Origin of the sequence: Tautonia sp. JC769, assembly GCF_040717455.1 — a bacterium.
Classification (GTDB): domain Bacteria; phylum Planctomycetota; class Planctomycetia; order Isosphaerales; family Isosphaeraceae; genus Tautonia.
The window spans coordinates 110,557-136,485 of the sequence record NZ_JBFEFH010000016.1 but is presented as its reverse complement, the minus strand read 5'-3'; the positions used below and the strand labels follow the sequence as shown (position 1 = coordinate 136,485).

At 68.5% G+C, this 25,929-nt stretch carries 22 protein-coding genes; 11 read left to right on the top strand and 11 right to left on the bottom strand.

Annotated elements, in window-relative coordinates:
- Nucleotides 1–59: 59 nt before the first annotated feature.
- On the bottom strand, nt 60–770 hold the full coding sequence (locus AB1L88_RS16520; RefSeq protein WP_367097780.1) for a hypothetical protein: 711 nt from the start codon (nt 768–770) through the stop codon (nt 60–62).
- Between the two features lie 819 nt (nt 771–1,589).
- On the opposite strand from AB1L88_RS16520, the gene AB1L88_RS16515 reads away from it, so the two are divergent.
- From AB1L88_RS16515 to AB1L88_RS16465, 11 genes are all read left to right on the top strand, one after another.
- Nucleotides 1,590–3,083 carry a GspE/PulE family protein gene (locus AB1L88_RS16515; protein WP_367097779.1) on the top strand — a complete coding sequence of 498 codons (1,494 nt, stop codon included), beginning with the start codon at nt 1,590–1,592 and terminating at the stop codon, nt 3,081–3,083.
- A 160-nt stretch (nt 3,084–3,243) separates the two neighbouring features.
- Entirely contained in the window at nt 3,244–4,674 is a 1,431-nt protein-coding gene (gene purB, locus AB1L88_RS16510; protein WP_367097778.1) for an adenylosuccinate lyase, read from the top strand.
- Between the two features lie 1,146 nt (nt 4,675–5,820).
- On the top strand, nt 5,821–6,318 hold the full coding sequence (locus AB1L88_RS16505) for a hypothetical protein (RefSeq protein WP_367097777.1): 498 nt from the start codon (nt 5,821–5,823) through the stop codon (nt 6,316–6,318).
- Between the two features lie 29 nt (nt 6,319–6,347).
- Nucleotides 6,348–6,902 (top strand): hypothetical protein, encoded by a 555-nt coding sequence (locus AB1L88_RS16500; protein WP_367097776.1) that lies wholly within the window; start codon nt 6,348–6,350, stop codon nt 6,900–6,902.
- Nucleotides 6,903–6,946: 44 nt separating this feature from the next.
- Complete coding sequence (locus AB1L88_RS16495; RefSeq protein WP_367097775.1) at nt 6,947–7,345, top strand: hypothetical protein; 399 nt, start codon at nt 6,947–6,949, stop codon at nt 7,343–7,345.
- A 543-nt stretch (nt 7,346–7,888) separates the two neighbouring features.
- Entirely contained in the window at nt 7,889–8,401 is a 513-nt protein-coding gene (locus AB1L88_RS16490) for a DUF5946 family protein (RefSeq protein WP_367097774.1), read from the top strand.
- Nucleotides 8,402–8,627: 226 nt separating this feature from the next.
- Complete coding sequence (locus AB1L88_RS16485) at nt 8,628–8,978, top strand: hypothetical protein (RefSeq protein WP_367097773.1); 351 nt, start codon at nt 8,628–8,630, stop codon at nt 8,976–8,978.
- Between the two features lie 931 nt (nt 8,979–9,909).
- A complete protein-coding gene (locus AB1L88_RS16480; RefSeq protein ID WP_367097772.1) occupies nt 9,910–10,443 on the top strand; it encodes a J domain-containing protein in 534 nt (177 codons plus the stop codon).
- Nucleotides 10,444–10,558: 115 nt separating this feature from the next.
- Nucleotides 10,559–10,999: a hypothetical protein gene (locus AB1L88_RS16475; protein ID WP_367097771.1), complete on the top strand. Its 441-nt coding sequence runs from the start codon at nt 10,559–10,561 to the stop codon at nt 10,997–10,999.
- Nucleotides 11,000–11,117: 118 nt separating this feature from the next.
- The gene (locus tag AB1L88_RS16470) at nt 11,118–12,263 is read left to right on the top strand and encodes a TlpA disulfide reductase family protein (RefSeq protein WP_367097770.1); all 1,146 of its coding nucleotides are present in this window, start codon (nt 11,118–11,120) and stop codon (nt 12,261–12,263) included.
- A 587-nt stretch (nt 12,264–12,850) separates the two neighbouring features.
- Complete coding sequence (locus tag AB1L88_RS16465) at nt 12,851–14,545, top strand: porin (RefSeq protein ID WP_367097769.1); 1,695 nt, start codon at nt 12,851–12,853, stop codon at nt 14,543–14,545.
- A 49-nt stretch (nt 14,546–14,594) separates the two neighbouring features.
- Here AB1L88_RS16465 and AB1L88_RS16460 read toward each other — a convergent pair whose 3' ends face one another.
- From AB1L88_RS16460 to AB1L88_RS16415, 10 genes are all read right to left on the bottom strand, one after another.
- The gene (locus AB1L88_RS16460) at nt 14,595–15,107 is read right to left on the bottom strand and encodes a cysteine hydrolase family protein (protein ID WP_367097768.1); all 513 of its coding nucleotides are present in this window, start codon (nt 15,105–15,107) and stop codon (nt 14,595–14,597) included.
- 140 nt (nt 15,108–15,247) lie between these two features.
- Entirely contained in the window at nt 15,248–16,069 is an 822-nt protein-coding gene (locus tag AB1L88_RS16455; protein WP_367097767.1) for a restriction endonuclease, read from the bottom strand.
- Nucleotides 16,070–16,190: 121 nt separating this feature from the next.
- Nucleotides 16,191–16,421, bottom strand: a complete 231-nt coding sequence (locus AB1L88_RS16450; RefSeq protein WP_367097766.1) for a hypothetical protein — start codon at nt 16,419–16,421, stop codon at nt 16,191–16,193.
- 76 nt (nt 16,422–16,497) lie between these two features.
- Nucleotides 16,498–17,868: a DUF1501 domain-containing protein gene (locus AB1L88_RS16445; RefSeq protein ID WP_367097765.1), complete on the bottom strand. Its 1,371-nt coding sequence runs from the start codon at nt 17,866–17,868 to the stop codon at nt 16,498–16,500.
- Between the two features lie 93 nt (nt 17,869–17,961).
- A complete protein-coding gene (locus tag AB1L88_RS16440; RefSeq protein WP_367097764.1) occupies nt 17,962–18,390 on the bottom strand; it encodes a hypothetical protein in 429 nt (142 codons plus the stop codon).
- A gap of 388 nt (nt 18,391–18,778) precedes the next feature.
- On the bottom strand, nt 18,779–20,152 hold the full coding sequence (locus AB1L88_RS16435) for a hypothetical protein (RefSeq protein ID WP_367097763.1): 1,374 nt from the start codon (nt 20,150–20,152) through the stop codon (nt 18,779–18,781).
- Nucleotides 20,153–20,304: 152 nt separating this feature from the next.
- Nucleotides 20,305–21,534: a hypothetical protein gene (locus tag AB1L88_RS16430; RefSeq protein WP_367097762.1), complete on the bottom strand. Its 1,230-nt coding sequence runs from the start codon at nt 21,532–21,534 to the stop codon at nt 20,305–20,307.
- A 354-nt stretch (nt 21,535–21,888) separates the two neighbouring features.
- Complete coding sequence (locus tag AB1L88_RS16425) at nt 21,889–22,158, bottom strand: hypothetical protein (protein WP_367097761.1); 270 nt, start codon at nt 22,156–22,158, stop codon at nt 21,889–21,891.
- 158 nt (nt 22,159–22,316) lie between these two features.
- Nucleotides 22,317–24,227, bottom strand: coding sequence for a cation:proton antiporter (locus AB1L88_RS16420; RefSeq protein WP_367097760.1), 1,911 nt, complete (start codon nt 24,225–24,227; stop codon nt 22,317–22,319).
- 219 nt (nt 24,228–24,446) lie between these two features.
- Complete coding sequence (locus AB1L88_RS16415) at nt 24,447–25,895, bottom strand: DUF1501 domain-containing protein (RefSeq protein ID WP_367097759.1); 1,449 nt, start codon at nt 25,893–25,895, stop codon at nt 24,447–24,449.
- Nucleotides 25,896–25,929: the final 34 nt, after the last annotated feature.

Below are 25,929 nucleotides of genomic sequence, written 5' to 3'. Positions count from 1 at the left end.
ACGTAAGGCCCGAGGGCCGAGCAATCATGCTCCGGCCCTCGGCCCGGGGGTTGGTCGGCTCAGAAGCTCGTGTCCTGGATCATGTCGCCGGAGGCCCGGGGGATGAACTGCCAGGCGAGCTCGGCGATGACGATCTCCAGGAACTTCTTGCGGAAGGCGGAGCGGTTGACCGTCGCGCTGACGGGCATGGCACCCTGGGTCCTCGGGAACGAGGTCTCGACGACCTCGTCGTGCGAGACGATGATCTCGCGGTCGCGGCCGGGGATGGGCTTGCCCTTGTCGTCGGTCGGCTCGATCAGCTCGAAGAGCTTGACGTGGATCCGAGACGCCCCCTGGAAGAGGCCGGGGCTGCGGTAGTCTTCGAGCTGGATGGCCTCGACTTCGAGGAAGACGACGCAGTCGGCCTCGAAGTCGCGGCCGGCGGCGGAGGGGTCGGTGTAGCCGGGGTGGCCGTCGACCCAGACCTTCACCTTCTGGTGCGGCACCAGCTCGATCTTCTTGACGGAGCCGGCCAGGGTCCGCCCGAGCCCCTTGGCCAGGTCGTCCTCCAGGTCGGGGAAGTCGGACATGGTGCCGGTCGTCGCGTGGCAAAGGATGACGACCTTCTTGCCCTTGAGCGACGGGCCGGGCGCGTCGATCGTGGGCTCGAACGGCTGGAGGAAATAGGCCAGGGCGCGGGGGTCGCACCCGGCGGCCAGGGCGACTGTCCCCAGGCCCAGCGTCCCGAGCACCAGGGACCGCCGTGTTCGATCGAATGGCCGAAGGGTCATCCGTGTCCCCTCCCTTGAGTTCCTGCCGAGAGTGGTCCGTATCGTTACGAACGCCGGCCCTTTCGCCCCGAGGCGGCGGAGCAATCGAGCCAGGGGCTCGGTCTCCGGGCCTCCGTACGCCTTCGATCGCGGGGGGCAGGTTCAAGAGGGTGGGAGTCGGTGCCCCTCGCCCGGGGACTATCCAGGGCAAGGGGGGAGCGATGGACGGCGACCCGGGCCCGGACTCAATTGATCCGGCACCCGGCGCGGGGGGTCGGCGATGTGGGACGTTACCCTAGTCCAGATCGATCAGGGCGGCAAGGCCAACTCCGCCATCGCCATCGAGGGGCGGTCGGCCGACCGGGCGGCGGGCCGGGTCGAGACGTCGGGCCGACCCCCGTCCGCCCGGGGGGCGATCCGGGGGACATCGGGCCCGGGGCCCGAGGCCGGTTCGGCCCTCGGGACGGACGACCGATCGCGGGGAATCGGAAGGGGTTCCCCGTATCTTTCGGCCGGCGTGCGCTTTATATCTTGAAGGATGAGACGTGTCGCTCCCTCCCCGGTCGTCTCGGAGGGGGGGCGGTCGGCACCCCTCCCGAGGGGCGAGGCGGCAACGCCGGGGGCCCGTCGGGGCCGAGGCCGGGGCCTCGGCCGACGCCCCGCGAACGTCGAACGCTGATGGGGACATCGAACCGATTTTCATGAAGATCAGGAACGGCTCAGGGCCTTGCCCCTCGTCGTGATCGAGCCGAGGGACGCTGCGGCCGGGATGTGATCGATCGGCTCCGCCTGGTCCGGGGCATCCCGATCGGCATTTTTCCTCTTCCGGAGGCACGAGAGATGGCCGAGAACGTGGCGACGGGGTCCGGGCCGGAACTCGACGACGAGACGCTGGCCCGGGCGCTTGCGGAGGCTCAGGTGCTGTCGGCCGAGCGGCTGCTGGTCGCCCAGCGGCACGCCCAGGAGCAGGAGATCGCCCTGATGCGGGCGATCCAGGACCTCCGGATGGTCACGCCCGAGGACCTGGATCGGGCGGTCGCCGATCGCGACGCTCGGCAGGCCGACGCGCGATCCGAGCCGGCGGAGGCGACGGCCCGGGCCTCGGGGGCTCAGACCGCCGTCGACAGCGAACGCGACGAACGCGACCTGCGGGCCGAGCTGCACGCGATCGCCGAGACGGCCGTGCCCTCCGACCTGATCGAGCAGGTGATGATCCGGGCCATCAAGGCCCGGGCGACCGACATCCACCTCGACCCCCAGGAGGACCGCTACCTGATCCGCTTCCGGATCGACGGCCAGTTGCACCCGATGGTCGGCCTCGACGCCGAGATCGGGCAGGCGGTGGTCCGGGGGATCAAGATCCTCTCGGAGATGAACCTGGTCGAGTCGCGCCACCCGCAGGACGGATCCCTGACGGTCATGGATCAAGGCCGGTCGTACAACCTCCGGTCCTCGACCCTGCCGACGACGAGGGGGGAGAAGGTCGTGCTCCGGGTGCTCGAGCCGCCCGACGTGCAGTTCGACCTGAACCGGCTGGGGCTGGAGCCGCATCAGGCGGCCCGGATCTCGAACCTGCTGGCCCGGCCCTACGGGGCGGTGCTCGTCGGCGGGCCGGTCGGTGCGGGCAAGACGACGACCCTGTATAGCTGCCTGCACCGGGTCTCGCACCCGAACCGGAACGTCCTGACGATTGAGGACCCGGTCGAGTACCGCTTCAGCGGGGTCAACCAGGTGGAGATCAACACGCAGATCGGCCTCGGGTTCGCCCAGGGCCTGCGGGCGATCCTCCGCCAGGACCCCGACGTGTTGATGATCGGCGAGATCCGGGACGAGGAGACCGCCGGGATCGGCATCCGGGCGGCGCTGACCGGCGTGCTCGTCTTCAGCACGATCCACGCCTCCGACGCGGCCGGGACGATCGCCTCCCTGTTCAATTACGGCATCCCCGGATACACTCTCTCGGGGGCGTTGCAGGGGGTCGTCAGCCAGCGGCTCGTCCGGGCGATCTGCTCGGAATGCCGGGTCGGCTACAAGCCCGACGCCACCGTCCTGAAGGCGTTGAAGCTCGACCCCGAGGAGCACCGCGACCTGACCCTCCACCGGGGCGAAGGCTGCCCGAGCTGCTTCCACACCGGGTATCATGGGCGGGTCGGCATCTTCGAGGTCCTGGAGGTCTCGGAGCTGATCCGCGAGCTGATCCTGACCCAGACGACCCGAGAGGTCATCAATCAGGTCGCCCGGGACGAAGGGATGAAGACCCTCCGCGAGGCCGCCATCTCGAAGGTCATCGAAGGGGTGACGACCGTCGAGGAGATGTACCGGGTGACGATCTGACTGATCGGGCCCCGGTGCGGCACGGTCCGCCCCCGTCGCTCGCGTCTCCCCCTGGCAGGGCGGCCGACTCGGCACCGGCCGGCCGCCCGCAGCCCCCCCTTGCTCCCCCCGCCGAACCCGCCTCGCCCCATCCTCCCCCGTTGCGCAGAGCCTGCCCGCCATGGATCGCCATCAGACGTATGAAAATCCCTTGATTTCCCGCTACGCGACGCGGCCGATGGCCGGGCTGTGGTCGTCGGACCGGAAGTTCTCGACCTGGAGGCGGCTCTGGGTGGCATTGGCGAGGGCCGAGCAGGGGCTGGGCCTGCCGATCAGCGACGCCCAGATCGCCGCGATGGAGGCGAAGGTCGATCAGATCGACTTCGACCTGGCCCGGTCTTATGAGAAGAAGCTCCGCCACGACGTGATGGCCCACGTCCACACCTTCGGCGACGCCGTGCCCGAGGCGAAGGCGATCATCCACCTCGGCGCCACCAGCTGTTACGTCACCGACAATACCGACGCGATCCTCTTGCGGGACGGCCTGGCGATGGTCCGCGACCGCCTGGTCGGGGCGATCGACGCGTTGGCGAGCTTCGCCGACCGCTGGAAGGACGAGCCCTGCTTGGGGTACACCCACTATCAGCCGGCCCAGCTCGTGACCGTCGGCAAGCGGGCGACCCTCTGGTGCCAGGACCTGTTGATGGACCTGACGGAGGTCGAGCGGCGGATTGCTGACGTCAGGTTCCTGGGGGTGAAGGGGACGACCGGCACGCAGGCGAGCTTCCTCGACCTGTTCGACGGCGATCATGCCAAGGTGGAGGAGCTGGACCGCCGGGTGGCGGCCGCCTTCGGGTTCGAGGGGTCGTTCCCGGTCACCGGGCAGACGTACCCGAGGAAGCTCGACTCGCTGGTCGTCTCGGCCCTGGTCGCCCTGGCCGAGAGTGCCCACCGGTTCGGCAACGACCTGCGGCTGCTGGCCCACGAGAAGGAGCTGGAGGAGCCATTCGAGGCGAACCAGATCGGCTCGTCGGCGATGGCCTACAAGCGGAACCCGATGCGGGCCGAGCGGATGTGCTCGATCGCCCGCTTCCTGATGGCCCAGCAGGCCGCCGTCGGCCAGACCGCCGCAACGCAATGGCTGGAACGGACATTGGACGATTCGGCCGTGCGGCGGATGACCCTGCCGCAGTCGTTCCTCGCGGCCGATGCGTTGCTTTCGCTGTACCTGAACGTGGTGCCCGGCCTGATCGTCCGGCCGAAGGTGGTGGCCCGGAACGTCGAGCGGGAGCTGCCGTTCATGGCGACCGAGGCCGTCTTGATGGCCGGCGTCCGCGCCGGGGGGGACCGGCAGGAACTCCACGAGCGGGTCCGGGTCCACTCGATCGCCGCTGCCGACGCCCTGAAGGACGGGGCCGAGCGGAACGACCTGATCGACCGGATGAAGGCCGACCCCGCCTTCGCCGCGATCGACCTCGACGCCGCCCTGGAGCCTCGCCGGTTCATCGGCCGGTGCCCGGAGCAGGTGACCGCCTTCCTGGCTTCGGAGGTCGCCCCCGTCCGCGATCGCTACCCGGACCTGCTGGGGCAGACCGACGAGGTCCACGTCTGAGCGGTGCGCCCCGTGGTGTGCCTTCGATGCGCCGGGGGCTCGGGACGATCTCGCTGATCCTGCAACGGGTTGCGTTCGTCGGCCCCGGTTCGTTTCGGCAATCGTTGCCGGCTCGAATGGCTTCGTTTCGTCGGGAGGGTCGAGGGCGGGGAGTCGACCGTGCCGTCTCTCCCCGCCTCCCGCGATCTTCGGCCGGAGGCGCCCCGGATTGCGGGCTCGGTGCGCCCCGGTGCGACTCGCGTGATGCGACGCTTGTCTTCTTCTGCGAAGGATTTGCGCCGTCCGCGGCCGATTCGTTTCGGGGAGAGGGGGGCGGGATCGTCTCGCTTCACGTGCCGTCCCGGTGGGGAGGAGGAGTGGTCGCGGGGACGGTCTGGGATTTCGGCAGGTCCGACCGCGGCGACGCGGGCGCGAGATGCCCGGTGCGCCGTTCGGTGCGCCCCGGGGACGCCGGGGGCGGCGGGGCGATATCGCTGGCGTGGCAAGGGGTTCCGTTCATCGGGGGAGGTTCGTTTCGGGAATTGACCGGTGCGATTGGCTCGTTTCGTCCGGCGGAGTCGAGGGCCGCCGGCCGAGGGGCGATCCCGGAGGGACGGCCCGCGTCTCGGCGGGTCGCGGGGGATGGAAGACCGATGTCGAGTTGCCAAAGATTCGGGCGACGGCAGGCTCAGGGGCTCCGCGCGGGCATCGAGGCAGGCGGGAGGCCCGAAGGACGGCCGAGGGGGACCGCTATTCAGGAGTTCCCCTCTCTGAGATCATCAGGATTTGAGCGGTTCAGATTCACAAAAACCTGCGAATCATGGGCAATTTCTGCGGGCGATCATGCGTGATTGTGCGGCGTGGGGGCGAGGGTCGCTTCGGCGGGGCGGCGTGGGGCGGGACGACCCTGCGGACGAGTCCGGACGGCTTGCCGGGTGTCCGACGGGGGTCGGAACGATCTCCGACGCCCCGCCGAATCCGGAGGGAGACCCGTCCGCAATGGTCATCCGTTCCCGTCCGCATTGCTCCGAGGGGTTTGCTTGAAAGACCCCGGTCAATACGCCATGATCGGGATGCCGGGTGGATTGATGCGGACGGATGGGCGTGTTTGAACACGGACATCCATCCGTCTCCAACAGGTGAGGCGGCAGGGGCGGCAGGGGCGGCATGCAAGGCGTTGCCATCGTACTTCTGTGCATCCTCGCTGCTGCAACCTACGGCGCGGTCTCTCATGTCGCGCTCGGCCACCTCCCTCTGCTCTCCTCCGAGCCGGCGACCCTCTCGGGCGTCGGCCGAGGCTTGCTCGCCAGTTGGTGGGTCGGCCTGCTGCTGGGAGTCTCCTTGGCCTTCTCCGCTCGCGTCGGCCACCGCCCGAAGCGCGATGTCCGGTCGCTCGTCCGTCCCATCGTTGGTGTGCTCTTGGTGACCTACACCTCCGCGTTCTTCGCCTCCACCGCCGGGTTCGTCCTCGGCGATCATGCCATGGCGTTCCTCCCCGATCGGCTGGCATCGCGGGTGCCACCGGATCGTTCCGCATTCTTCCTGGCCGACCTCGCCGGGAGTGCGGTAGGGTACATCGTTGGGTTCGTCGGCGGCGTTGTGTTGATCGTCTGGGTGTGGCGCTCACGTGAGCGACCGATGGGCCACCCACGGACCCACGGCTGACATGAATTCTTTAGGCGGCGGAGTGATATATGAATCAGTGTGAATCTCCCCGGGATCTATCTTCGGATAAACGAGGCGCGCTCGCGGAGGAGTTGAAAAACCACATCGAGTATTCCCGCAGACTCTTTTCCATCTTCGTTACTTGGTGGACTTTCGTTTGCACTACGAATATCGCGGCCCTTGGAGCGGTTCTCGCGACACCTGACGTGCATAAAGGCGTAGCTCCAGCGATCGCCTTCTTCGATCTGCTAGGCACCGGCTTCTGTCTATTGATCTCGATGCGATTCGTCCAGATCCAGGACCGGGTGACGAAGGTCCTGCACGCGCAGTTCGGTCCCACAAACACTCCTCCTCTCGGCCCGAACCTTCCGCGCACGCCAACGGTAAGCGACCTCGCTCGCGGTATCGTGCGTGGGCTTGCTCCCGAGCAGACGGGCGAGCCATTGGAACCTCATTCGCCGATTCCCCTGAGTTTTTATCTCTGGTGTACAGTGCCGGTCATGATTCTCGGGTGTCCCATAATCGCCGGATTGTGGCTTGTCGGCTTGGGTTGGCCGCATTGGCTCACTCAATTGGTGGGATGACTTCACGGCGACGGGTGGCCGGGGCAAAGCGAAGCGTCCCGCGGGTGAGCCAACACTCAACGCCGGGGCACGCTTCGCTTTGCCCCGGCCACACCGCCGAATTCAAGCTGCACGACGGGCTGGGCGCACGATTCGAACGCGGTGACAAACGAGTTTGTTGGCTTCTTGGGGCGCGGACGATGAGCGATTACAAAACACTGATCGCGAGTACGCCGCTCGTCAGAGAGATCGAGAGTACGACTACGACTGGTGATCTCGACTACGATGGCACCGCACTGGAAATCGCGACCATTCATGGCGATGAGCTATTACATGTGGTGGTCGACGAGAATGGCGAATCTCAATTCTTATTCTTTCGATCGGAGGGAAACTACCGAATCCCAGTGGCTGTCATGGAGCGAATCATCGAAGCTGCCAAACAGCACGTGCGAGTGACTGGATGATGCCAAGAACTGTCATCCGATTGGCCGGGTGGTCCGAACAACGCCTCGGCGGGGTGGCACTGGAGGATGAAATGTGCTGATGTCTGGGTACCACTGGCTCTGCCAGTGCTCCGGTTCGGCCTGGCACTGGCAGAGCCAGTGGCACCCAAGGCGGGTGGCCCTGGTTGGTCGTCAACCGGGGCGGCGCAGCCGCTGGGTGGCCCGGACAACGCCCCGCGTGGTCCGGGTCGCGAAGCGACACGAGGTATTCAGGGGAAGCCGGGCTTGCATGAGGGGCGAGGGTGCGGCTCCGGCCTCGTGCGGCTTCGCCGCCCGGACAGCGGGGCGCTGTCCGGGCCACCCGCCAGGGACGAAGGTCGCCTAGTGGTCTCGGGGTCGTCGACGCAGGGAGCCCCTTGAACGTGCCGAGGTCGATGCCGATGATGGAGGCCATGGTCGTGGGGCTCCTCGATGCGGTGCCCGGGGGGTATGTCTTGTCGCCTCAGGGTTCCCCTCGGGGCGGGCCCACGGCCGATATGGATTCGTGAGGAGGCGGAGGGCGAGATGGATCACGAAGCCACGTGGGAGCTCGAAGAGGCAGCCGATTGCCCGTCTTGTGGCGCGCCGCGGGTAGGTGGGCTGGACGGGTGCCGAGCCCTGTTCGACCGGCTGGGGGAGCGTGAGTTCTCGGACCCGGAGTTTTTCCGGGCTCACCGCCTGACCGTGGACGCCTACTCGCTTCAGCACCCAGAGCAGTTCATGAAATCGTCGAAGTCCGCCGCCGCCCACCTGGCGGGGATGTGCTGGTCGATGGAGCGGGGGCGATCGACCCACCTGCCGGCGCCCCTGAAGCGGTGGGTCGACGGCCGCAAGAACTATGCCCGCCTCACGCCGCCGCCGCCTCGGGCCCGGGGCACGGTCACCGTCATTGACGTGCTCGATGCCGAGGATGCGGCAGAGCACGAGCGGCGCGTGGAAGCGTGGGCCCGGTCGGCTTGGTCGGCGTGGGCCGGCCACTGGAGTCAAGCCAGGGCGTGGGTGGTGGAGGCACTGGAGGGATCCCGGGCCGGCGTCTGACCGCTGGGTGGCCCGGCCAACGCCCCGCGCGACGGGTGGCCGGGGCAAAGCGAAGTGTGCCCCGGGTGAGCCAACTCTCAACACCGGGGCACGCTTCGCTTTGCCCCGGCCACACAAAACCACTCATTTGATTGGCCGAGCATAGGATGGGCCTGACCCACGGTTTCAGCGGACCCGCGACTCGGGCCGCTGAACCTCGGCGTGAGGCTGCGGAGGGTTCTGACGGTTGGCGATCTTCACCTGCATCACCGAGGTACGCGAGTCGTTCCACCTGTCCCAGCATACCTCGGCCACGCCGGAAGCCGCACTCCGCGACCACGTCGCGGCACTGCCCTACGACGACGGAACTGGGCCGTTCGACGATGAGTTGGAGTGGTTGCTCAGGGTGAGCGGCGGCACTGAGCCCGTGGAGATGCTGCCGATCGGACACTGCCGAGTCACTTGGCTGTGGAAAGGCGGCACACTCCACGAGCCAAAATACATCACCTATGTGGTCCGTACCGACGTAGGGGCCACCACATCACCGTTGGGTGGCCCGGACCACGCCCCGAGGAGTCCGGGGCTCGAAGCGCCATGAGGTATTCAGGGGAAGCCGGGCTTTCATGAGGGGCGAGGGTGGGTCGTCGGCCTCGTGCGGCTTCGCCGCCCGGACTGCGTGCCGCTCTGTCCGGGCCACCCGCGAACAGGAATGTTTGAACACGGTCATTCGTTCGGCGGCGAATGGTGAAGTGGCGGGAGTGGTTGCCTGGGGAACCGAGACATGCCATCGCAAGCGAACGAGCCGGGGGATCTTTGGGCCGGCGATTTGTTCGAAGACTGTCGGTACCACCCCTGCATCTGCATCGAGGTGGGGGGCCCTGATGACCCCTCCGGCGTCTGGGGTATCTCTCTCGTCGATGGTTCTCCGTGCGGCTGTTGCATCTGGAACTGCGGCTTGCGAAAGCTCTCCCTCGATGAAGCTGTCCACTGGAAGTATCATGGTCCTCGGGATGTCGAGGTGCCTCCAGAAAGCCGCTGGTGGCCACCCGAAGCGACCGACGCCTGATCGCCGTGTGGCCCGGACCACGGCGGGCGGGGTGGCACTGGCGGATGAAAGGTGCTGATGTCTGGGTGCCACTGGCTCTGCCAGTGCTCCGGTTCGGCCCGGCACTGGCAGAGCCAGTGGCACCCGGCGTGCGGCGGTTTGGGACACACGCGGGCCGAGGGGATCGCCGTCTGCCGGGGCGTGCGCCCTGGGCCGTTCCCGGACGGTCGAGCGGGAGACCGGGCCGGGATCCGCGTCGATGTGGGTTCCTGGCTACATGACGGCCGGCGTCGAGGGGTGGGGCGTAGAGGATCTGATGGGGGGATGCCTGGATTCGAGACGACGGGGAGGCCTGGGGCCCGCGGCACCGATCCCCGCGCGTCGTGTCGTCGGGTGACGGATCGGGGCGTCCCGTCATGAGGTGGTTGGGATCGAGTGGCCGATCGGGCGGATCGGGTCGCGGGGGCGGGGGGGGCGGATGGCCATGGGCGGCATGACGGGCGAGCGGCGGAAGTGGCTTCGCCATGAGCCGAGGGAGCGCCGCGTGTACCTGGGATGGTGGCAGGGCGAGACGTTTCGGACCACGACGGCCCGGCTGAGGGACGTGGGTCGGGGAGGGGCCACGGTGGAGGCCGACGGCCTGGTGCCGGAGGACGTGTCGGCGTGGATATGCTCGGTCCTGGACGATGCGGGGGGCTGGATCGAGACCGCGGTGCGCCCGGTCTTCCGACGCCCGAGGGGGCCGCACCGGCTCCGCCTGGTCTTCCGGGACACCTCGGCGACCGAGGCCTTCCTGGACGCGGTCACCCTGCGGTCGCGGAGGCCGACAGACGCCCCCGGGACCGAGGCGATCGAGCTGCTGGGCCTGAAATGGCCCTGCTCGGCGGACGAGGTGCGGCGGGCCTTCCACACGCTCGCCCTGCGCGACCATCCCGATCAGGGCGGAACCACCGAGCGCTTCGTCCGGCTCAAGGAGGCCTATGCGACGGCGATGTCGCGGTGCCGCGACCTCGGCTGAGGACCGGGGCCGAGGCCGGGGTCAAGGGCGTCGGTGGTTGCCCGCTGCCAGGGCTCGCGCCGGAAACGCCCGTTCGTTTCACAGAGTTTAAATACTTGCGAGTATTGGAATTCGAATGACACTCCCCCGAATCTCGTTGCGTGCCTCCCTGGTCGGCGTCGCTGTGGTCGCCTTCGGCCTGTTCGGGGTGCTCGCCCTGTTGCCGATCCTCTGGCTTCTGGGCATGGGCGATGGGACCTACCATGGCCCGAACACCGACATCCTGGAACCGGGCCGGGCCGTGGTGCTGGCCGCCGAGTTTCGAGCGGCACCTTCGAGTCGGGTGCTCAAGCCGACCGGCCATACCGATTTCAAGGAAGTCAGGTATGATTGGTCCGTTACCACACCGGAAGGCCAACTCGCCATCGCGAGAGGGACGCGGGGAGTCGTCGAGCTCGATCCGGCGTGGGACGATGATTCCTGCTGGCCCGACCGGCCCATTGCTGTCGAGATCGCAGAGGGCGAGCATCGCGGGAGCGTTGTCGCGCTTCCCCGTCGCCTCCTTCGCGGGAGATAAGCCTTGCCTCGCCGCCGGGTGGAGCCGCCTGGGCCAGCCGACCCCTCGCCCGGGGTCCGCTGGCGCGGAACCCGGGGCACCCGGGGAAAGCTACCTCGCAAGATACGGAGGTTCCAGTATGAACGTGCTCGCGGGCCGAGCCTGCCTTGTCCTTTTGTGCTGCCTCCTCGTCGCCCCTGCAACGCGAGCTGAAGCTCCCGACGATCCGGTGGTCGGCTTGCCCGACGGCTGGACGCGCGAGATCGAGGTGCCGGCGGTCAAGGATGACGCTGGAGTGACGATTTTAGCGGGGGCAACGCTTGGACTCTCAGTCGAGCAGGGGTGGTTGATTGCGAAGCGGGAAACCACCGCGGGCGCGGTCGAGTGGCGGGTAGTCCTGGCAAGGGCGTCGGACGCCCGGCCACCCTCGGTGGAGTTGGATCGACGCCTCGGCGGCCTTCGACTGGGATACCGCGGGTACTTCGTGCGAGACTCCTTGGGCGCACTTCGCATTCTCCGCGAACCGAAGTCTGCGGATTCGCCCCCGTGGCCTGCCTGGTCACCCGGGCCTAAGGACAAGGACCTGGGCAGCGTCAGCGCCGGCGTCTGCTTGGCGGCCCAAGAGAGCGGCGATTGGTGCTGGGTGTCGTGCGGCCCGGCGGAAGCGCCGGGTGACGTCTGGCTCCGTCTCGAGCACAAGGAACTCCAAGGTAATGGCAACGGCTTCACGGGGCGGGCACCCGTTGGCTGTTTCTTCTACGGCGACGCCCGCCTTCAGGACGAGGGAGACCTGCTCGTCGCCGAGCGGGCGATCTCGGACTACGTCGATCGGGCCCTGATTGCCAAGAAGTTACGCCGGGAAATGGGGGACGGGCCAGCCCCTGACCTGGCCGTCGGCGACTGGTTCAACACGCCGAGCGCATTGTCCCTGGTGGAGTTGCGAGGCAAAGTCGTCCTGATCGATTTCTGGGGTACCTGGTGCTCCCCTTGCGTCGAAAAGATGCCGAGGACCGAGGCATTGCACCAGGAATTCAAGGATCGGGGCTTGGTTGTCATCGGTGTCCACTCGGAGCACAATGCCGAAGGGGTCGAAGAATTCCTGAAAGCCAAGGAGTTCACCTTCGCCGTGGGGGTCGATACAGGTGAGACGGCTCAACGTTACGCAATCGAGGCATGGCCGACTTACTTCTTGATCGACAAGTCGGGCAAAGTCGCCTGGGGCTTCGAGCATGATCTGCCGAGCTACCAGCAGGTGGAGGAACTGTTGCGTCAGCCTAACCCTTGAAGTGGCAGGGGCAAGTGTTCTGAACAATGACTTCGTGCTCTGGTCGGGAAACCGCCTAACTGCTCTCATGGCCTTTGCTGTCAAGAGCACACCGCCGGGGCACGCTTCGCTTTGCCCCGGCCACACCGCTGGGTGGCCCGGACAACGCCCCGCGTGGTCCGGGGCGCGAAGCGATACGAGGTGTTCAGGTGAAGCCGCGCTTGCATGAGGGGCGAGGGTGCGTCTCCGGCCTCGTGCGGCTTCGCCGCCCGGACAGCGGGCCGCTGTCCGGGCCACCCGCGATCGGCTCGTGCAAGCGGAGGATGTCCCCGTCCTGACGCCGGTTGACGGGCAATCGGGGGTGCCCGACGAAGGCGATTGGGGATGACGTTCGACGTGCTGCCGGGTGGTGCTGGAGGGGGAGCGAATTGCGGAGTGGATCCGGGACCGCAACGGGGGCGATCGGGCTTGAGCGGTTCGCGGATCCGGGGTAAAGAGGGCGTCTTCACATTTCTTCTTCGCACGTCTGGGTCGGACAACGAAGGATCGGCATCATCAAAGCGGGGCGGATGTTGATCGTTCGATGGAGGGGGCCCGGACGGGAACGCATGACGGATTTCCGAAGCAGGCGGAGACGACGCGTCGTCGGGGTGATTGCCGCTGCGCTGCTGGCCTGTCCCGGGAGGGGGATCGGCCAGGAGCCGACGGTCGAGGAGCGTCTGCGCCGCTTGGAGGAGATGAACACGAGCCTGATGGAGCAGAATCGGATGCTCCTGGAGCGGCTCGATTCGCTCTCGACGAAGTACGACGAGGTGATGCGGGTGGTCGGGCCGAGCCTGGACCCGGCCGTCGCGCCGGCGCAGGAAGCGGGCTTGCCGCCGGTCCCGGGGCCGAGCCCGATCGGCCCGATGGGGGAGCCGGCGACCCCGGTCTCGCCGGAGGCCGCCCCCGGGGTCGTGGGGACGCCGACCCCGGGCCTGCCGACCCCGGGCCCGGTCCGGGGAGGCGGAGGGGCCTTCCAGGCGTATCAGACCGAGATCCTCGGTTCCCGGGGCGAGCCGGCCACCCAGACGGACACCCGGGACGCGCCGATCGAGCCGCCCGAGGAGGGGGGGAAGTTCCCGCTGGAGGCCTTCTACGACGAGGGGTTCGTCATCGGCTCGGACGACGAGGACGTCCCGTACCTGCTGAAGTCGAACATCCGGATGCAGTTCCGGCACACGGGGTTCCGCCGGTCGCGGCTGTTCTGGATCGACTCGGCGGGGATCGTGCGGCCGATCCGGAATCGGCAGGACTTCGAGATCGAGCGGGGCCGGCTGTCGTTCGAGGGGTTCTTCTATGATCCGGACCTGCAGTACTACCTGAACCTCGACTTCGACACCGACGACCAGCACGTGGCGATCGCGCACGACTTCTGGATCAATTACCGGTTCAACAGGGCGCTGGACGTCTACATCGGCAAGGCGTTCGTGCCGGGGAGCCGGTCGTGGCTGGAGGGCTCGACGCGGACCCAGTTCGCCGACCGATCGATGGCCACGACCTTCTTCCGGCCCGACCGCAGCGTGGGGATCTGGGCGCTCGGCGAGCCGGTCGAGAAGGTCTTCTACCGCGCAATGCTCGCCAACGGGTTCAACACGACCGACCTGACCTTCGAGGAGATCAACCAGCAGCTGGCCTACTCCGGGTCGCTGTGGTCGGAGGTCATCGGCGACTTCGGCCGGGGCTTCTCGGACCTGGAATGGCACGAGCGGCTCGCCGTCCGGCTGGGCAACAGCCTGACGTACGCGCCCGGGTCGGAGGCCGGGATCCTGTTCGAGCCGGTGAGCGAGCAGAACTTCGTCCGCCTGTCGGACGGCACTCCCCTGTTCGAGCCCGGGGCGCTCGCCCCGGGGGTGACGGTCAACGACTTCGACATCACCCTGTATGCCATCGACGCGGCCCTGAAGTACCGCGGCCTGAGCATCAACGCCGAGTACTACCTCCGCTGGCTCGACGACATCCAGGGGGATGGCCCGCTGCCGATCACCCGGCTGTTCGACCACGGCTACTACGTGCAGGGCGGGTATTTCGTGATGCGGGAGCGGGTGGAGCTGATCGCGCGGCACTCGCAGGTCAACGGGCCGTTCGGCAGCGGGGCGGAGTACGCGCTCGGCCTGAACTGGTTCATCAACCGCACGCACTACCTGAAATTCACGTTCGACGCGACCTGGCTCGACGCGATCCCCGCCCAGAACAGCGGTCCGAATTATCGGGCGGGCGACTCGGGCATCATGTTCCGCTCGCAGTTGCAACTGGCGTTCTGAGCCGGTGCGGGGCATCGGTCACGAGAAGACGAGCACATGACTGTGCGCCTCAGAGGGCCTTGTCGGAGGGGACGAGGGTGAGGCGGTCGGAGAGGGCGGAGAGGGCGAGGGCGTGGATCATCTCGTCGACGGTGGTGCAGCAGTCGGGGAGGATGCGGACGTTGTACTTCTCGGCGGCCCGGGAGAGGGCGGTGTGGGTGACGCAGTTGTGGGTCATCATGCCGCAGACGAGCAGGTCGGTGACGCCGAGCCGCTGGAGTGTGTCGTCGAGGGTGGTGTCGCGGAAGCTGTCGGCCGATTGCTTGACGACGATCGGGGCGTCGGGCGCGGCGGCCTTGATCTTGGGATGGATGGCGGCCCCTTCGGTCCCCTCGCCGAAGAAGGGGGCCTCGGCGGCGGGCGTGACGACGTGCTGGACGCAGATGACCGGCATGCCGACCGATTGCGCCTTGGCGATGGCCCGCTCGATCGATTCGAGGGTCGTCTCCGGCTTCCAGAGGGGGAACTTGCCGCCGGGGAAGTAGTCGTTCTGGACGTCGATGACGAGTAATGCGGTTTTCATAGGTTTGGCTTGCTTGCTGGGGAGGACGGGGTGGTTGGAGAGGGAGCGTAGGGCACGACATGTCGGATGTCGGGGCATGACCGATCGGGGGATCCGGTCGCATGGGTCAAGGGGCGATTATAGCGAGCCTCATGGTGCCTTTACGGAAGATCCCCAAGGATCGTGTCCAGGAGATCCTCGTAGATCTGGAGCGGCTTCTTCTGGATGCCGAATTCTTTCTCGATCATCAGGTCAACGATGCTCTCGCCGTTGAGGAGGATGATGGGCACCGCTCCTTTCTTGATCGAAGCGTCCTTGGCCCCCTTCGTGAAATCAGCGGTGGTGAAGAAGAGGCCCTGTTCAAACTCCCCCTGGATCGCTCCTCGGAATCTATCCACCTCGGGTCGGGGGACATTTCCTTCCCAACGCTTGCATTGGAAGGCGACGGCCATGCGAGCGAGGCCCACCTTGAGCAAGCCATGCCCGTCGATCCCACCATCCTTGGAAACCTGGGTCACGGTCATCTGGGCGAAGCCATACGCGGCGAGCAACTGCTTGGCAAAGTGCTCGAACTGGATCGGTGAGAATTCGAACAATCGTTCAAGCAATTTGGAGCGAAACTGGGTGTCGTATGTCTCGAACAAGTCGACAAGGCTGACACTCGCGGTCGCCACTCGCTTTGCGGTTTCGATCTCGTTCTGCGAGTCCTGATGAAGTCGTTTCTTCCCTTGCTCGGTGATCGCCCAGAGGCCCCACCCTGGGCTTGCCATGTCTCCGGACGTGACGAGGGACTGCCGTGTCCACTGAATCTTGTTGATCCATCTTCGCTCGCCATGCTTGAGGGTTGCCGTCAGGTCTTCCGGGGTCAGTTGGGGGAACCTGGCCGTGACCAACGGGTAGACGTCTTTCGGGCGGGCAACCCCGCCAAGGGAGCCGAGGGCCTCAAGCAAGGGAAGTTCGATTTCTGCCTGCGTCGGGATCATCGGAACGGCAAGTCGGCTGCGGTGAGGACGTGTGGGACTCCGAGCGATCGGGCGCATCCAAGCCGGATGAGTCTAAGCGATGAGGTTGTCGAATGCGAGGAGCGAGGCCGCTTGCTCGGAGTCATGGAACGAATTCGACTGTGGCGTAGACCTTGCCGTGTTTGGAGAGCCAGGCGAGGTCGCCGCGGTCGGCGTGCTCGTGGATGTCGCGGAGGAGGCGGACGGTCTCGGGTTCGTAGCAGGGCTCTCCGGGATCGTCGGCGGGGATGACCATTTCGACATCGACGGCAATGACGTATTTGTCTGTTTGAATGAAACGGGTTCGTTTGATTCGTTCTTCCGGGATGTCCATGAGGGGCCTCGATGGGATCGACGTGAGCGGTGTCTCGGGAGTTGTGGCGGCTTGTGTCGAGGCGATTGGCCCGGGGTCAGATCAGCTCGCGGATGGGCTCGCCGTGGGGGAGGAGGGGGTGGGGGCGGCCGGTGAAGTCGAGGAACTCGGCGTGGGGGGGGATGCCGAGGTGGTGGTAGAGGGTGGCGAGGAGGTCCTGGGGGGAGAGGGGGCGTTCGGTCGGGTATTCGCCCCGGGAGTTGGTGGCGCCGATGACCTGGCCGGTGGCCAGGCCGCCGCCGCTGAGGAGGGCGGACATGGCGTCGGGCCAGTGGTCGCGGCCGATGAGGCCGTCGGCGTGGGCGAGCCGGGGGGTGCGGCCGAACTCGCCGCAGGCGACGATGAGGATCTTGCGGTCGAGGCCGCGGGCGTAGACGTCCTCGATCAGGGCGGAGAGGGCCTGGTCCATGAAGGGGGAGCGGTAGCGGGTGGCGTCGCCGAGGTCCCAGCGGGTCTGGACGTTGATGTGATCATCCCAGGAGAAATAGCGGTCGGAGAGCGTGGGGGCGAGGGCGTCGATGGTGATGACGGTCGAGCCGGCCTCGGCCAGGCGGCGGGCGAGCAGGCAGGACTGGCCCCAGAGGTGGCGGCCGTAGCGGTCGCGGAGGCGGGGATCTTCGCGGGAGAGGTCGAAGGCGGAGGCGACGCCCGGGTTGGTGAGCATCTGGAGCGCGGCCTCGCGGAAGGGGTCGGCGTCGGCGTCGGGGCGGGCGTCGAGGCCGCGGCGGAAGCCGTCGAACTGGGAGAGGAGGCCGCGGCGGTCGTCGAGGCGGCTCGCGTTGATCCCACCGACCAGCCCGAGGGCAGGGGGGCGGAAGTCGGGGGCCGAGGGGTCGCCGGTGGCGAAGGCGGAGTGCGTGACGCCGAGGTAGGTCGGCCGGGTCATGAACGGCTGCTTCGGGATGCCGACGTAGCGCGGCAGGCCGTCGGGGCGGAGGCCGCGGACGTGGCTGGCGACCATGCCGAAGTCGGGGTGCTCGGACTTCGAGGTGGAGGTGGGGTCGGGGGGGCTGGGCGTCTTGCCGGTCAGCAGCTCGATCGAGCCGTCGTTGTGGGCCGACATGGTGTGGTGGAGCGATCGGACGATCGAGACCTTGTCGCCGAGCTTCGCCTGGAGCGGGAAGACCTCGCAGAAGTCCATGCCGGGGACGCTGGTGGCGATGGGGTTGAAGGGGCCGCGGTACTCGGCGGGGGCGTCGGGCTTCGGGTCCCAGGTCTCGAACTGGCTGGGGCCGCCCCACATCCAGAAGAGGATGACGGAGGTGTCGGGGTCGGGTTGAGGGAGCCCGTCGTTCGCGGAGGATCGGGCGGCGAGCAGGTCGGAGAGGCCGAGCCCGCCCAGGGCGAGCGAGCCGAGGCGGAGGAACTCGCGGCGACGGAGGGGGCCGGTGCAAGACGAGGCGGGCATTCAGAGCCTCCCGTTCGTTGCGCAACGATGTTTGACAACGGTTGGAGGATCATACTGCCGGCGGGCATGGCGGGGCAATGAGCGGGCGGGGGATCAGGCCGCCTCGGCTTCGTCGGCCGCTTCGCGGGCCAATCGCTCGTCTTCTTCGAGGCATTCCCAGCGATAGACGGTTCGACTGCGGAAGTAGTTGAAGTATCCCGAAGGTTCCAGGTCGCCGGTGCGTTCGAACTCGCGGTAGCAGCGGGCCATGCGGAAACAGTCGACGAACCAGCCGGGCGACATGCCTTCCAGGTTGCAGCCCTGGCGGACCTCGCCGTCGAGCGTGTTCGGGCCTTCCATCGAGGCGATCAACTGGCCGGACGCGTCGGTGACGGTGACGAGGAGCTGGTCGGATCGTGTCGCCCGGCAGGAGACGGTCCACCCCCCCATCTCCTTGACGGGGAAACTCACATGGACGTTCGACCAGCGCTTCGGCCAGCAGTCGCGGACCAGTTTGAAGGCTTCGAGGAGCGTTCCGAGCATCGCGAGGGCCTCCGTGCCAGCCGAAGCAATCGTGGCGAGCGTGATCGCCGCCGGGCGCAATCGGACAGATCCGTGTGAATATCGGCCGGGCGGTCGTGCGATCGACAGCGTTTCTCCGGACCTTCGGCATCCGATGGGAAGCGGAACGATCCCGGCGACTCCTGGCAGGACGGTGGCAACGTCCCTCGTGTAGGGTGCCGTCGAGTCCGCGAAGACGCACCGGACAACGCGACGCGAGGCCCGACATTGGGTTCGAAGGCGGGGGGTGCGTCTTCGAAGACTCGACGGCACCCTACGCGCGTTCTTCAAGGCCATTGAGGCGCGGAGGGGGAGCATCGAGGGAGCGACGGCAACCGTCAAAAGAGGTCGACGTTGTGGCCGTCGCGACTCAGCGAGGGGCCCCGAGCAGGCGGGCGATGGCGTCGAGCAGGACGATCTCGACGGTGGGGGCGACCTTCGAGGCGCGGGGGCTGGCCTCGTAGCCGCCCTGGTAGTAGGCGGCGGCGGTGCCGATGTAGCCGGGGGCGTAGTCGCCATAAGCGGCCATGCAGACGAACAGGTCGGGGCGCATGGCCTGGGCGGCGAGCTGGTACTCGACAAACAGCTCGCCGGGCAGGTGGAGCAAACGCACGGGGCCGAGGGTGAGGCAGGAGACGGGGATCGGGTCGTCTCCCGAGGTGCAGCGGCGGAGCCAGACGAGGCCGAGCGCGGCGGAGATGCGGGCCTCGGAATCGGGGTCGGCCAGGGTGGCGGTGAGGGTCTCCTCGTCGAGGTGGGGCGCGGCGGGGAGGACGACGGGGACGACCTCCCAGCCGATCGAGGAGGCGGAGACGGCCGATCGGGCGTCGGCCTCGGAGGCGGTGTCGAAGGCGCGGCGCATGGCGTCGGCGACGCGGTCGGCGAGGACCTGGCGGTTCTCGGGGGCGCCGTCGTTGAACTTGCCCGCGCCGATGTTGCCGCCGGCGCCGTCGAAGTGGATGTGGGGGACGCCGGTGGCGGCCTCGCGGGCCTGGCGGGCGAGGCCGGGGAAGTCGCAACTGGCCAGGCCGGTGCGGTAATAGCTCTGCGGGTGGCAGGCGTAGTAGGAGAGGCAGGCGATCGGCTCGTCGCCGTCGAAGAAGGTGAGGAGCTTGAGGTTCGGGTCGATGATGCCTTCGGGCTCGGCGCGGAGGGCCTCGTCGGCGCAGGCGGTGTATCGGGTGGCGCGGACGGTGCCATCGGGGCCGAGGATGCGGCGGTTCGAGGCGACGCCTTCGACCAGGGCGTCGGCCGTGCCGATGTGGGTGACGGGCCGGGCGTCGGCTTTGGCCTGCCGGGCGGCGTCGGCGGCCCGGGCGATCACGTCGCGGGCGAAGTCGAGGTCGAAGAAGGATTCGGAGGGGTCGACGCCGTGCTCGATCAGGAGTTCGGCCGCGGAGAAGTCGCACCGGGGGGCGTCGTGCTGGTGCAGGGCGTGGACGGCGACGCGGTCGGTCGAGGTGCCGACGGCCCCGGCGATCGCCTCCTTGAAGGCGGCCTGGCCGCCGTTGCCGACGCCGATCCAGTCGATCGCGAGCAGGACGATCGGCTCGCCGTCGCCGAGCAGGACGACCCCCTTGCAGTGGAGCGGGTCCTGGACGCCGTCGGTCGGGTCGTAGGCCATCGGGGTGCCGACGGGGGGGGAGGCGTCGATGTCGAACGTGCCGATCCGGAGCGGTTCGTCGGCGAAGGCGGTCAGGCCGGAGGACGCCAGCAAGACCAGGGCGAGCAGGGGGCGGACCATCGAGGGGTGCTCCGGGGTTCGGGGAGGGGGGGCGAGAACCGATTGCCGCTGCTCGGTCGAACCGGGGATGGCCGGCCGGCGAGGGGTGTCCTGCCGGCCTTGGCCTGGCGTCCACCGGGGATGAGCACGCGTCAATGGGTTCGAGGCGGCGGCTACTCGGCGGAAGGTGTCGTCGCGGGCAAGGCGGCGGAGGAGGAATTGGACCGGGATTGGCTGCCGGCGTGCGAGGCCACGAGCGGCTCGCTCGGGATGGCGGATCGGGGGCCGTTGACCGGGCTGGTGGCCCGGGCCGAGCGGGGAGGCGAGGCGGATTCATCCTCGTCGTCGTCCTCGTCGTCGCTTCGGGACGACGAGAGCCCGATGCTGCCGAACAGGTGGGCCTGGGCCGCCAGCGACCCGAAGAGTGCGATCAAGGCCAGCGCGGTGATGCCCAGCCGGGCCAGCAGGTAGCCCTCACTTCGGAGGGGGCCATAGGCGATGAGGATGATCCGGGGTTCCGGCCCCCGGAGGAACGAGAGCGGGACCGAGCTGAGCAGCGAGGCGCCGCGCAGGAGGCCCGCGTTGTAGACGCTGATTGTCTCGGTCGGGCTGAAATCGGCAACCCGCTGGCCCTGCAGCACGCGCCTTCGCTCGATCTCGTGCCCCTCGGGCAGGGGGAACAAGTCGAGGAGGACGGTCCTGAGGCCCTCGGAGGCGTACAGCGCGCCGATGAGGGCCGATTCGACCACGACGAAGACGACCAGCGGCAGCAGCAAGGCGCCGATCATCGTCCCCCGGCGTTTCCAGGCGGTGGTCATCGCCTGATCGATGCCGAGCCGCCCCTCGGCGTCTCGCACGACCAGGGCGAAGGCCAGGATCGGCAGGAGCAGGGCCATGCCGAGCAGGACGACGAGCGGCCAGGGGGCCGGCACGATCGGGGGGGTGTACTCCGTCTGCCGGCTGCCGTCGAACGACCAGAGGGGGGTGATGAACGCGGCGACGAGGAGCAAGGCGAGCATGACCTTCGCCAGGCCGCCTCGCCAGCTCGACGGGGGGGCGTCGGGCCCGACGGCCTCCTGCTCCAGCCGGCCGACCTCCTCGATGCGGCGGAGGTAGACGATCGCCGCCCAGACGAGCAAGGCCAGCCCCAGCCAGCCGCCGACGACGGGGATGGCCATCATGGCCACGACGGCCAGGGCGAGCAGGATGACCCCGGCGGCCGTCTCGGCCCAGGCTTCCTTCATCGCGCCGCGGAGCCGGGCGATCGGCCGCGGGCCGTCGGGCGATCGGTAGCGGGGGACCTTCACCTCGGCCTTGCAATCCCAGCACTGGACGGTCGTCCGCTCGGGGCTGCGCTGGGCCCGGAGCGTGCGGCCGCAGGGGCATTTGACGAATGTGAACATGATGAATGGCGCTCCGGGAGGCGGTCGTCGGCTCGGCTCGGCTCGTTGAGGATCGGGCGCACTGGTCCGGGGCAGAGACATCGGGGTCTTGCCATCGAATATCAGCCCCCGACGCCCGGTTCGCAAGGGCCGATCGGCGGAAGTTGGGCCGCGGTCGAAGCGATCTGACCCGTCTGGTCGTCCGGATGCCAGGCGTGCCGGTGCCGGGAGGCTCCCCGGTCGAGCCGCATGCGGAATCAGCCGGGCCCGACCCGGCCAGGCTCGGCGCGCGCCGAAGGCCCGGCCCCCGGACACAACAGGTCGGGGCCGGGCCTTCGGGAGAACGGCCTCTTGGCGAGGACGTGGGGAGGTCGATCAGTTATCGGCCTTCTCTTCCAGCAGTTCGCCCTCCTGCTGGAGCACCTCGCCCGCGGCCTGGACGTCTTCGGCCTCTTCTTCGGCGATGGTTTCGCTTTCATCGGCCGTGATCATGCCATCCGTCACGGCGCCGCCGACGGCCTCGCCGGTTTCCTCACGCTCTTCGGCGAAGTCTTCCTGGGCGTTCTGGAGCTGGTCTTCCGGCGAGCAGCCGACGGTGAACAGGCCCAGGCCGAGCAGCGCGACGAGAGAAGCGAGCATCTTCATCGAATCAAGTCTCCAAGACGATGGTGGTGTTGGATTTCGACCCACCCGGGAGGTTGCTCATGCGACGATCGCAAGGTCGGGCGGTCGTGCCGGACCTAAAGTGCAAGATGCGTGCCAAGAGCCGAGGGGTTGGCCACGTCGCCCCGGTCCGGGGCCGATCAGGCCCGGGACGGGCCGTTGCGGGGGACGAGGCCGATGACGGCCCGGGGTGCCCGGGCGTCGGGCCGGGGGGTGGCGGTCACGGGGATCAGGTCGCCGCCGTCGTCGACGATCAGGAGCGGGACGGCGCCGGGGCCGAACTGCTCGGCGAACGCGGCCGACGGCTCGGCGTCGTCGAGGTCGAGCCGCTCGACGGTGGCGCCGGCATGGAAGAGGGATTCGAGGTGCCGGAAGGTCATGCCGGGGCCGAAGAGGACGCGTCCGTGCAGTTCGAGGGCGACCGACCGGCCGGCCTCGTTCACCTCGGCGGCGTCGAGCTGCGCGGCCAGGGGGACGGCGAGGTCGGGCTCGGGCTCGGCGTCGTGATTGTTGGGAGAGCGGGCGGCGTCGTGCGGCTCGGGGGTGAGCTGGAAGACGTTCTGGCGTCCGAAGAGGCTGGTGAAGTGCAGGGCGGCCAGGCTGTTGACCTCCTCGTTGGGGGTCAGGGCGAGCAGCCGCCCGATCCGGCCGGAGTCGATCCGCTCGCGGACGAAGGGGGAGAGGATGCTGGCGTTGAGCGTGGGGATGCCCTCGTGATCGGCCGAGTCGAGGCGGTCGGTCCGGGTGTCGACGAGCAGGACCGGGATCTCCTCGGCCCGGAGGACGCGGGCGATGGCCAGGCCCAGCGGGTTCGCCCCGGCGATCAGGTAGCCGGAGCGGCCCCCCGTCAGGCCGAGCCGGCGCGCGAGGGGGACCGAGGCCAGGCCGTAGACCACCACCGTGCCGATGATGACCGTGAAGACGGTCGGGACCAGGCGATCGGCCCCCTCGATCCCCTCGGCCCGCAGGCGCAGGGCGAAGACCGAGGCCACGGCCGCGGCGACGATCCCGCGGGGGGCCATGCACATCAGGAACAGCCGATCGGCCCAGCCGAGCCCGGAGCCGACGGTCGAGGCCAGGACCGAGAACGGCCGGGCGACGAGGATCAGCACGACCGTGAACAGCACGCCCCGCAGCCCGACCGCCGCGATCTGGTCCGGAGACAGCCGGGCGGCGAGCACCACGAACAGGACCGAGACGAGCAGGACCGTCAGGCTCTCCTTGAACTCGGCGATGTGGCGGATCGAGACCGACCGCTGGTTGGCCAGGACCACGCCCAGGACCGTGACGGTCAGCAGGCCCGACTCCTCTCGGATCATGTCCGAGAGGGTGAAGGTGGCCACGACGACCATCAGGGCGACGGGGTTGTGCAGGTAGTCGGGCACCCAGTACCGCCCGAGCACCCAGGTGAGGGCCCCGGCGCCGAGCACGCCGATCGCCAGGCCGACGAGGGCCGTCAGCACCCCTCCCCAGATCAGGACGGTCAGCCCCGAGCCCGGCCCCTCGGCCGTGCCGATCACCTCGAAGACGAGCACGGCCAGGACCGCGCCGATCGGGTCGATGACGATCCCCTCCCACATCAGGATCGGCCCCGAGCCGCCCGACGGCCGGACGTGGCGCAGCAAGGGGCCGATGACCGTCGGCCCGGTGACGACGAGGATCGCCCCCAGCAGGACGGCCAGGGGCCAGGGCACGCCGATCAGGTACCGCCCGGCCACGGCCGCCACCAGCCAGGTGATGCCCGCGCCGATGGTCACGAGCTTGCCGATCACCGCGCCCGAGGCCCGCAAGTCGGCCAGCTTGAGCGTCAGCCCCCCCTCGAACAGGATGACCGCGACCGAGAGCGAGACGACGGGGGTGAGGGCGTCGCCGAGCAGGGCGGCCGGGTCGATCAGGCGGCCCAGCCCGAGCCATTCGGCGGCGGGACCGGCCACCAGGCCGGCGAGCAGGAGCAGGAGAATGGCGGGGAGATTGAGCCGCCAGGCCGCCCACTGCGCCCCGATGCCCAGGACGACAATGGCGGCAAGCTGCAACAAGACGTCTTCGTGCATCCCGATCGATCCTCTCGGCCGCGTCTCATTTGGAATGGCGGAACGGAGGATCGTAGCGAGCGGCGTGCCGGACCGGAAGCCGAATCCGGGCGAGCCGCGGGCCGAGCGCGGGGGGGGCGGGGCCCCTCACGAGGGGGCGAAGAGGCCGCGAGGTTGGTCGCCCAGCCCCCCGAGGGAGGCCGGGCAATGAATGTTGATCTCTGAAATGGAATGGGGTGCTCAGGCGATGATGTCCTGGATGACCGAGCCGTAGACGTCGGTCAGGCGGAAGTCTCGGCCGGAGTAGCGGTAGGTGAGGCGCTCGTGGTCGATGCCGAGCAGGTGCAGGGCGGTGGCGTGCAGGTCGTGGACGTGCATGCGGCCCTCGATGGCGTTCATGCCGAACTCGTCGGTCGCGCCGTGGGTGTAGCCGCCCTTGACCCCGCCGCCGGCCAGGAACATGGAGAAGCCGGTGTGGTGGTGGTCGCGGCCGGGGTCCCCCTTCTTGGCCGGCTCGGAATAGGGGGTGCGGCCGAACTCGCCGCCCCAGATGACCAGGGTGTCCTCGAGCAGGCCGCGGGCCTTCAGGTCGCCGAGCAGGGCGGCGGTGGCGCGGTCGGCGTCGGCGCAGAGGCGGCGGTGGCCGCGGTCGTTGGCCGAGTGGGTGTCCCAGGGCTGCTTGTTCTGGCCGTCGACGTAGTAGACCTGGACCACGCGGACGTCGCGCTCGACCAGGCGGCGGGCGAGCAGGCACGACTGGCCGAAGGTGGTGCGGCCGTAGGTCTCGCGGAGGCGGTCGGGCTCCCGGGAGAGGTCGAACGCCTCGCCGGCCTCGGTCTGCATCTGGAAGGCGAGTTCGAGGGAGGAGATCTGGGCGTCGAGCGCCGACTCGTGGGGCCGGCTGGAGCGGTGCAGGTCGTTCATCTGCTGGATGAGGTCGAGCTGCTTGCGCTGCTCGGCCCGGTCGAGCTTCGAGTGCTTCAGGTGGGCGATCATCTTGTGCACATCGAGGTCGGACGTGTTGACCGACATGCCTTGATGCTCGCCCGGCAGGAAGGCGCTCGACCAGAGTTGCGGGCCGACGACCGGCAGGCCAGGGCAGAGGACGACGAACGGCGGCAGGTTCGCGTTCTCGGACCCGAGGCCGTAGGAGAGCCACGAGCCGAGGCTCGGGCGGGTCGGCTGCTGGTGGCCGGAGTGCATGAGGAGCAGGCCCGGCTCGTGGTTCGGCGTGTCGGTGTGCATGCCGCGGAGGACGCAGAGGTCGTCGGCGAAGTGGGAGAGGTGCGGGAACAAGTCGCTCATCACCACGCCGCTCTCGCCGTGGGGGCGGAAGCGGAAGGGGGAGGGCATGAAGGTCCCCCCCTTGAGTTTCCGCTCCAGCTTGAACTCGTCGGCCGAGGGGGTCTCGCCGGAGTAGCGGGCCAGGGCGGGCTTCGGGTCGAACGTGTCGACGTGCGAAGGGGCCCCATTCATGAACAGGAAGATGACCCGCTTCGCCTTCGCCGGGTGGTGCATGCCGCCGAGGCCGACGCCGTGCGCGGCGGCCCCGTGCGCGGCCGTGGGGGCGAGCAGGCCGGCCGATTCCAAGGCGCCGGCCAGGCCGAGCAGGCCGAACCCGGCCCCGGTGCGTCCGAGCATCTGGCGACGGGTCAAGGGCCGGCGGGGGCCGCGGGGGTCGGGGCTCATGGCGAGGCTCCTTGTCGGGGCAGGGGGGCAGGGG

What these genes read in the sequence shown, in the direction of transcription:
- AB1L88_RS16415 (WP_367097759.1), bottom strand. Translation starts at nt 25,895, where the DNA reads ATGAGCCCCGACCCCCGCGGCCCCCGCCGGCCCTTGACCCGTCGCCAG.
- AB1L88_RS16420 (WP_367097760.1), bottom strand. Translation starts at nt 24,227, where the DNA reads ATGCACGAAGACGTCTTGTTGCAGCTTGCCGCCATTGTCGTCCTGGGC.
- AB1L88_RS16440 (WP_367097764.1), bottom strand. Translation starts at nt 18,390, where the DNA reads ATGCTCGGAACGCTCCTCGAAGCCTTCAAACTGGTCCGCGACTGCTGG.
- AB1L88_RS16480 (WP_367097772.1), top strand. Translation starts at nt 9,910, where the DNA reads ATGGGCGGCATGACGGGCGAGCGGCGGAAGTGGCTTCGCCATGAGCCG.
- AB1L88_RS16450 (WP_367097766.1), bottom strand. Translation starts at nt 16,421, where the DNA reads ATGGACATCCCGGAAGAACGAATCAAACGAACCCGTTTCATTCAAACA.
- AB1L88_RS16520 (WP_367097780.1), bottom strand. Translation starts at nt 770, where the DNA reads ATGACCCTTCGGCCATTCGATCGAACACGGCGGTCCCTGGTGCTCGGG.
- AB1L88_RS16515 (WP_367097779.1), top strand. Translation starts at nt 1,590, where the DNA reads ATGGCCGAGAACGTGGCGACGGGGTCCGGGCCGGAACTCGACGACGAG.
- AB1L88_RS16455 (WP_367097767.1), bottom strand. Translation starts at nt 16,069, where the DNA reads ATGATCCCGACGCAGGCAGAAATCGAACTTCCCTTGCTTGAGGCCCTC.
- purB (WP_367097778.1), top strand. Translation starts at nt 3,244, where the DNA reads ATGGATCGCCATCAGACGTATGAAAATCCCTTGATTTCCCGCTACGCG.
- AB1L88_RS16505 (WP_367097777.1), top strand. Translation starts at nt 5,821, where the DNA reads ATGCAAGGCGTTGCCATCGTACTTCTGTGCATCCTCGCTGCTGCAACC.
- AB1L88_RS16425 (WP_367097761.1), bottom strand. Translation starts at nt 22,158, where the DNA reads ATGAAGATGCTCGCTTCTCTCGTCGCGCTGCTCGGCCTGGGCCTGTTC.
- AB1L88_RS16445 (WP_367097765.1), bottom strand. Translation starts at nt 17,868, where the DNA reads ATGCCCGCCTCGTCTTGCACCGGCCCCCTCCGTCGCCGCGAGTTCCTC.
- AB1L88_RS16435 (WP_367097763.1), bottom strand. Translation starts at nt 20,152, where the DNA reads ATGGTCCGCCCCCTGCTCGCCCTGGTCTTGCTGGCGTCCTCCGGCCTG.
- AB1L88_RS16490 (WP_367097774.1), top strand. Translation starts at nt 7,889, where the DNA reads ATGGATCACGAAGCCACGTGGGAGCTCGAAGAGGCAGCCGATTGCCCG.
- AB1L88_RS16475 (WP_367097771.1), top strand. Translation starts at nt 10,559, where the DNA reads ATGACACTCCCCCGAATCTCGTTGCGTGCCTCCCTGGTCGGCGTCGCT.
- AB1L88_RS16465 (WP_367097769.1), top strand. Translation starts at nt 12,851, where the DNA reads ATGACGGATTTCCGAAGCAGGCGGAGACGACGCGTCGTCGGGGTGATT.
- AB1L88_RS16430 (WP_367097762.1), bottom strand. Translation starts at nt 21,534, where the DNA reads ATGTTCACATTCGTCAAATGCCCCTGCGGCCGCACGCTCCGGGCCCAG.
- AB1L88_RS16470 (WP_367097770.1), top strand. Translation starts at nt 11,118, where the DNA reads ATGAACGTGCTCGCGGGCCGAGCCTGCCTTGTCCTTTTGTGCTGCCTC.
- AB1L88_RS16460 (WP_367097768.1), bottom strand. Translation starts at nt 15,107, where the DNA reads ATGAAAACCGCATTACTCGTCATCGACGTCCAGAACGACTACTTCCCC.
- AB1L88_RS16500 (WP_367097776.1), top strand. Translation starts at nt 6,348, where the DNA reads ATGAATCAGTGTGAATCTCCCCGGGATCTATCTTCGGATAAACGAGGC.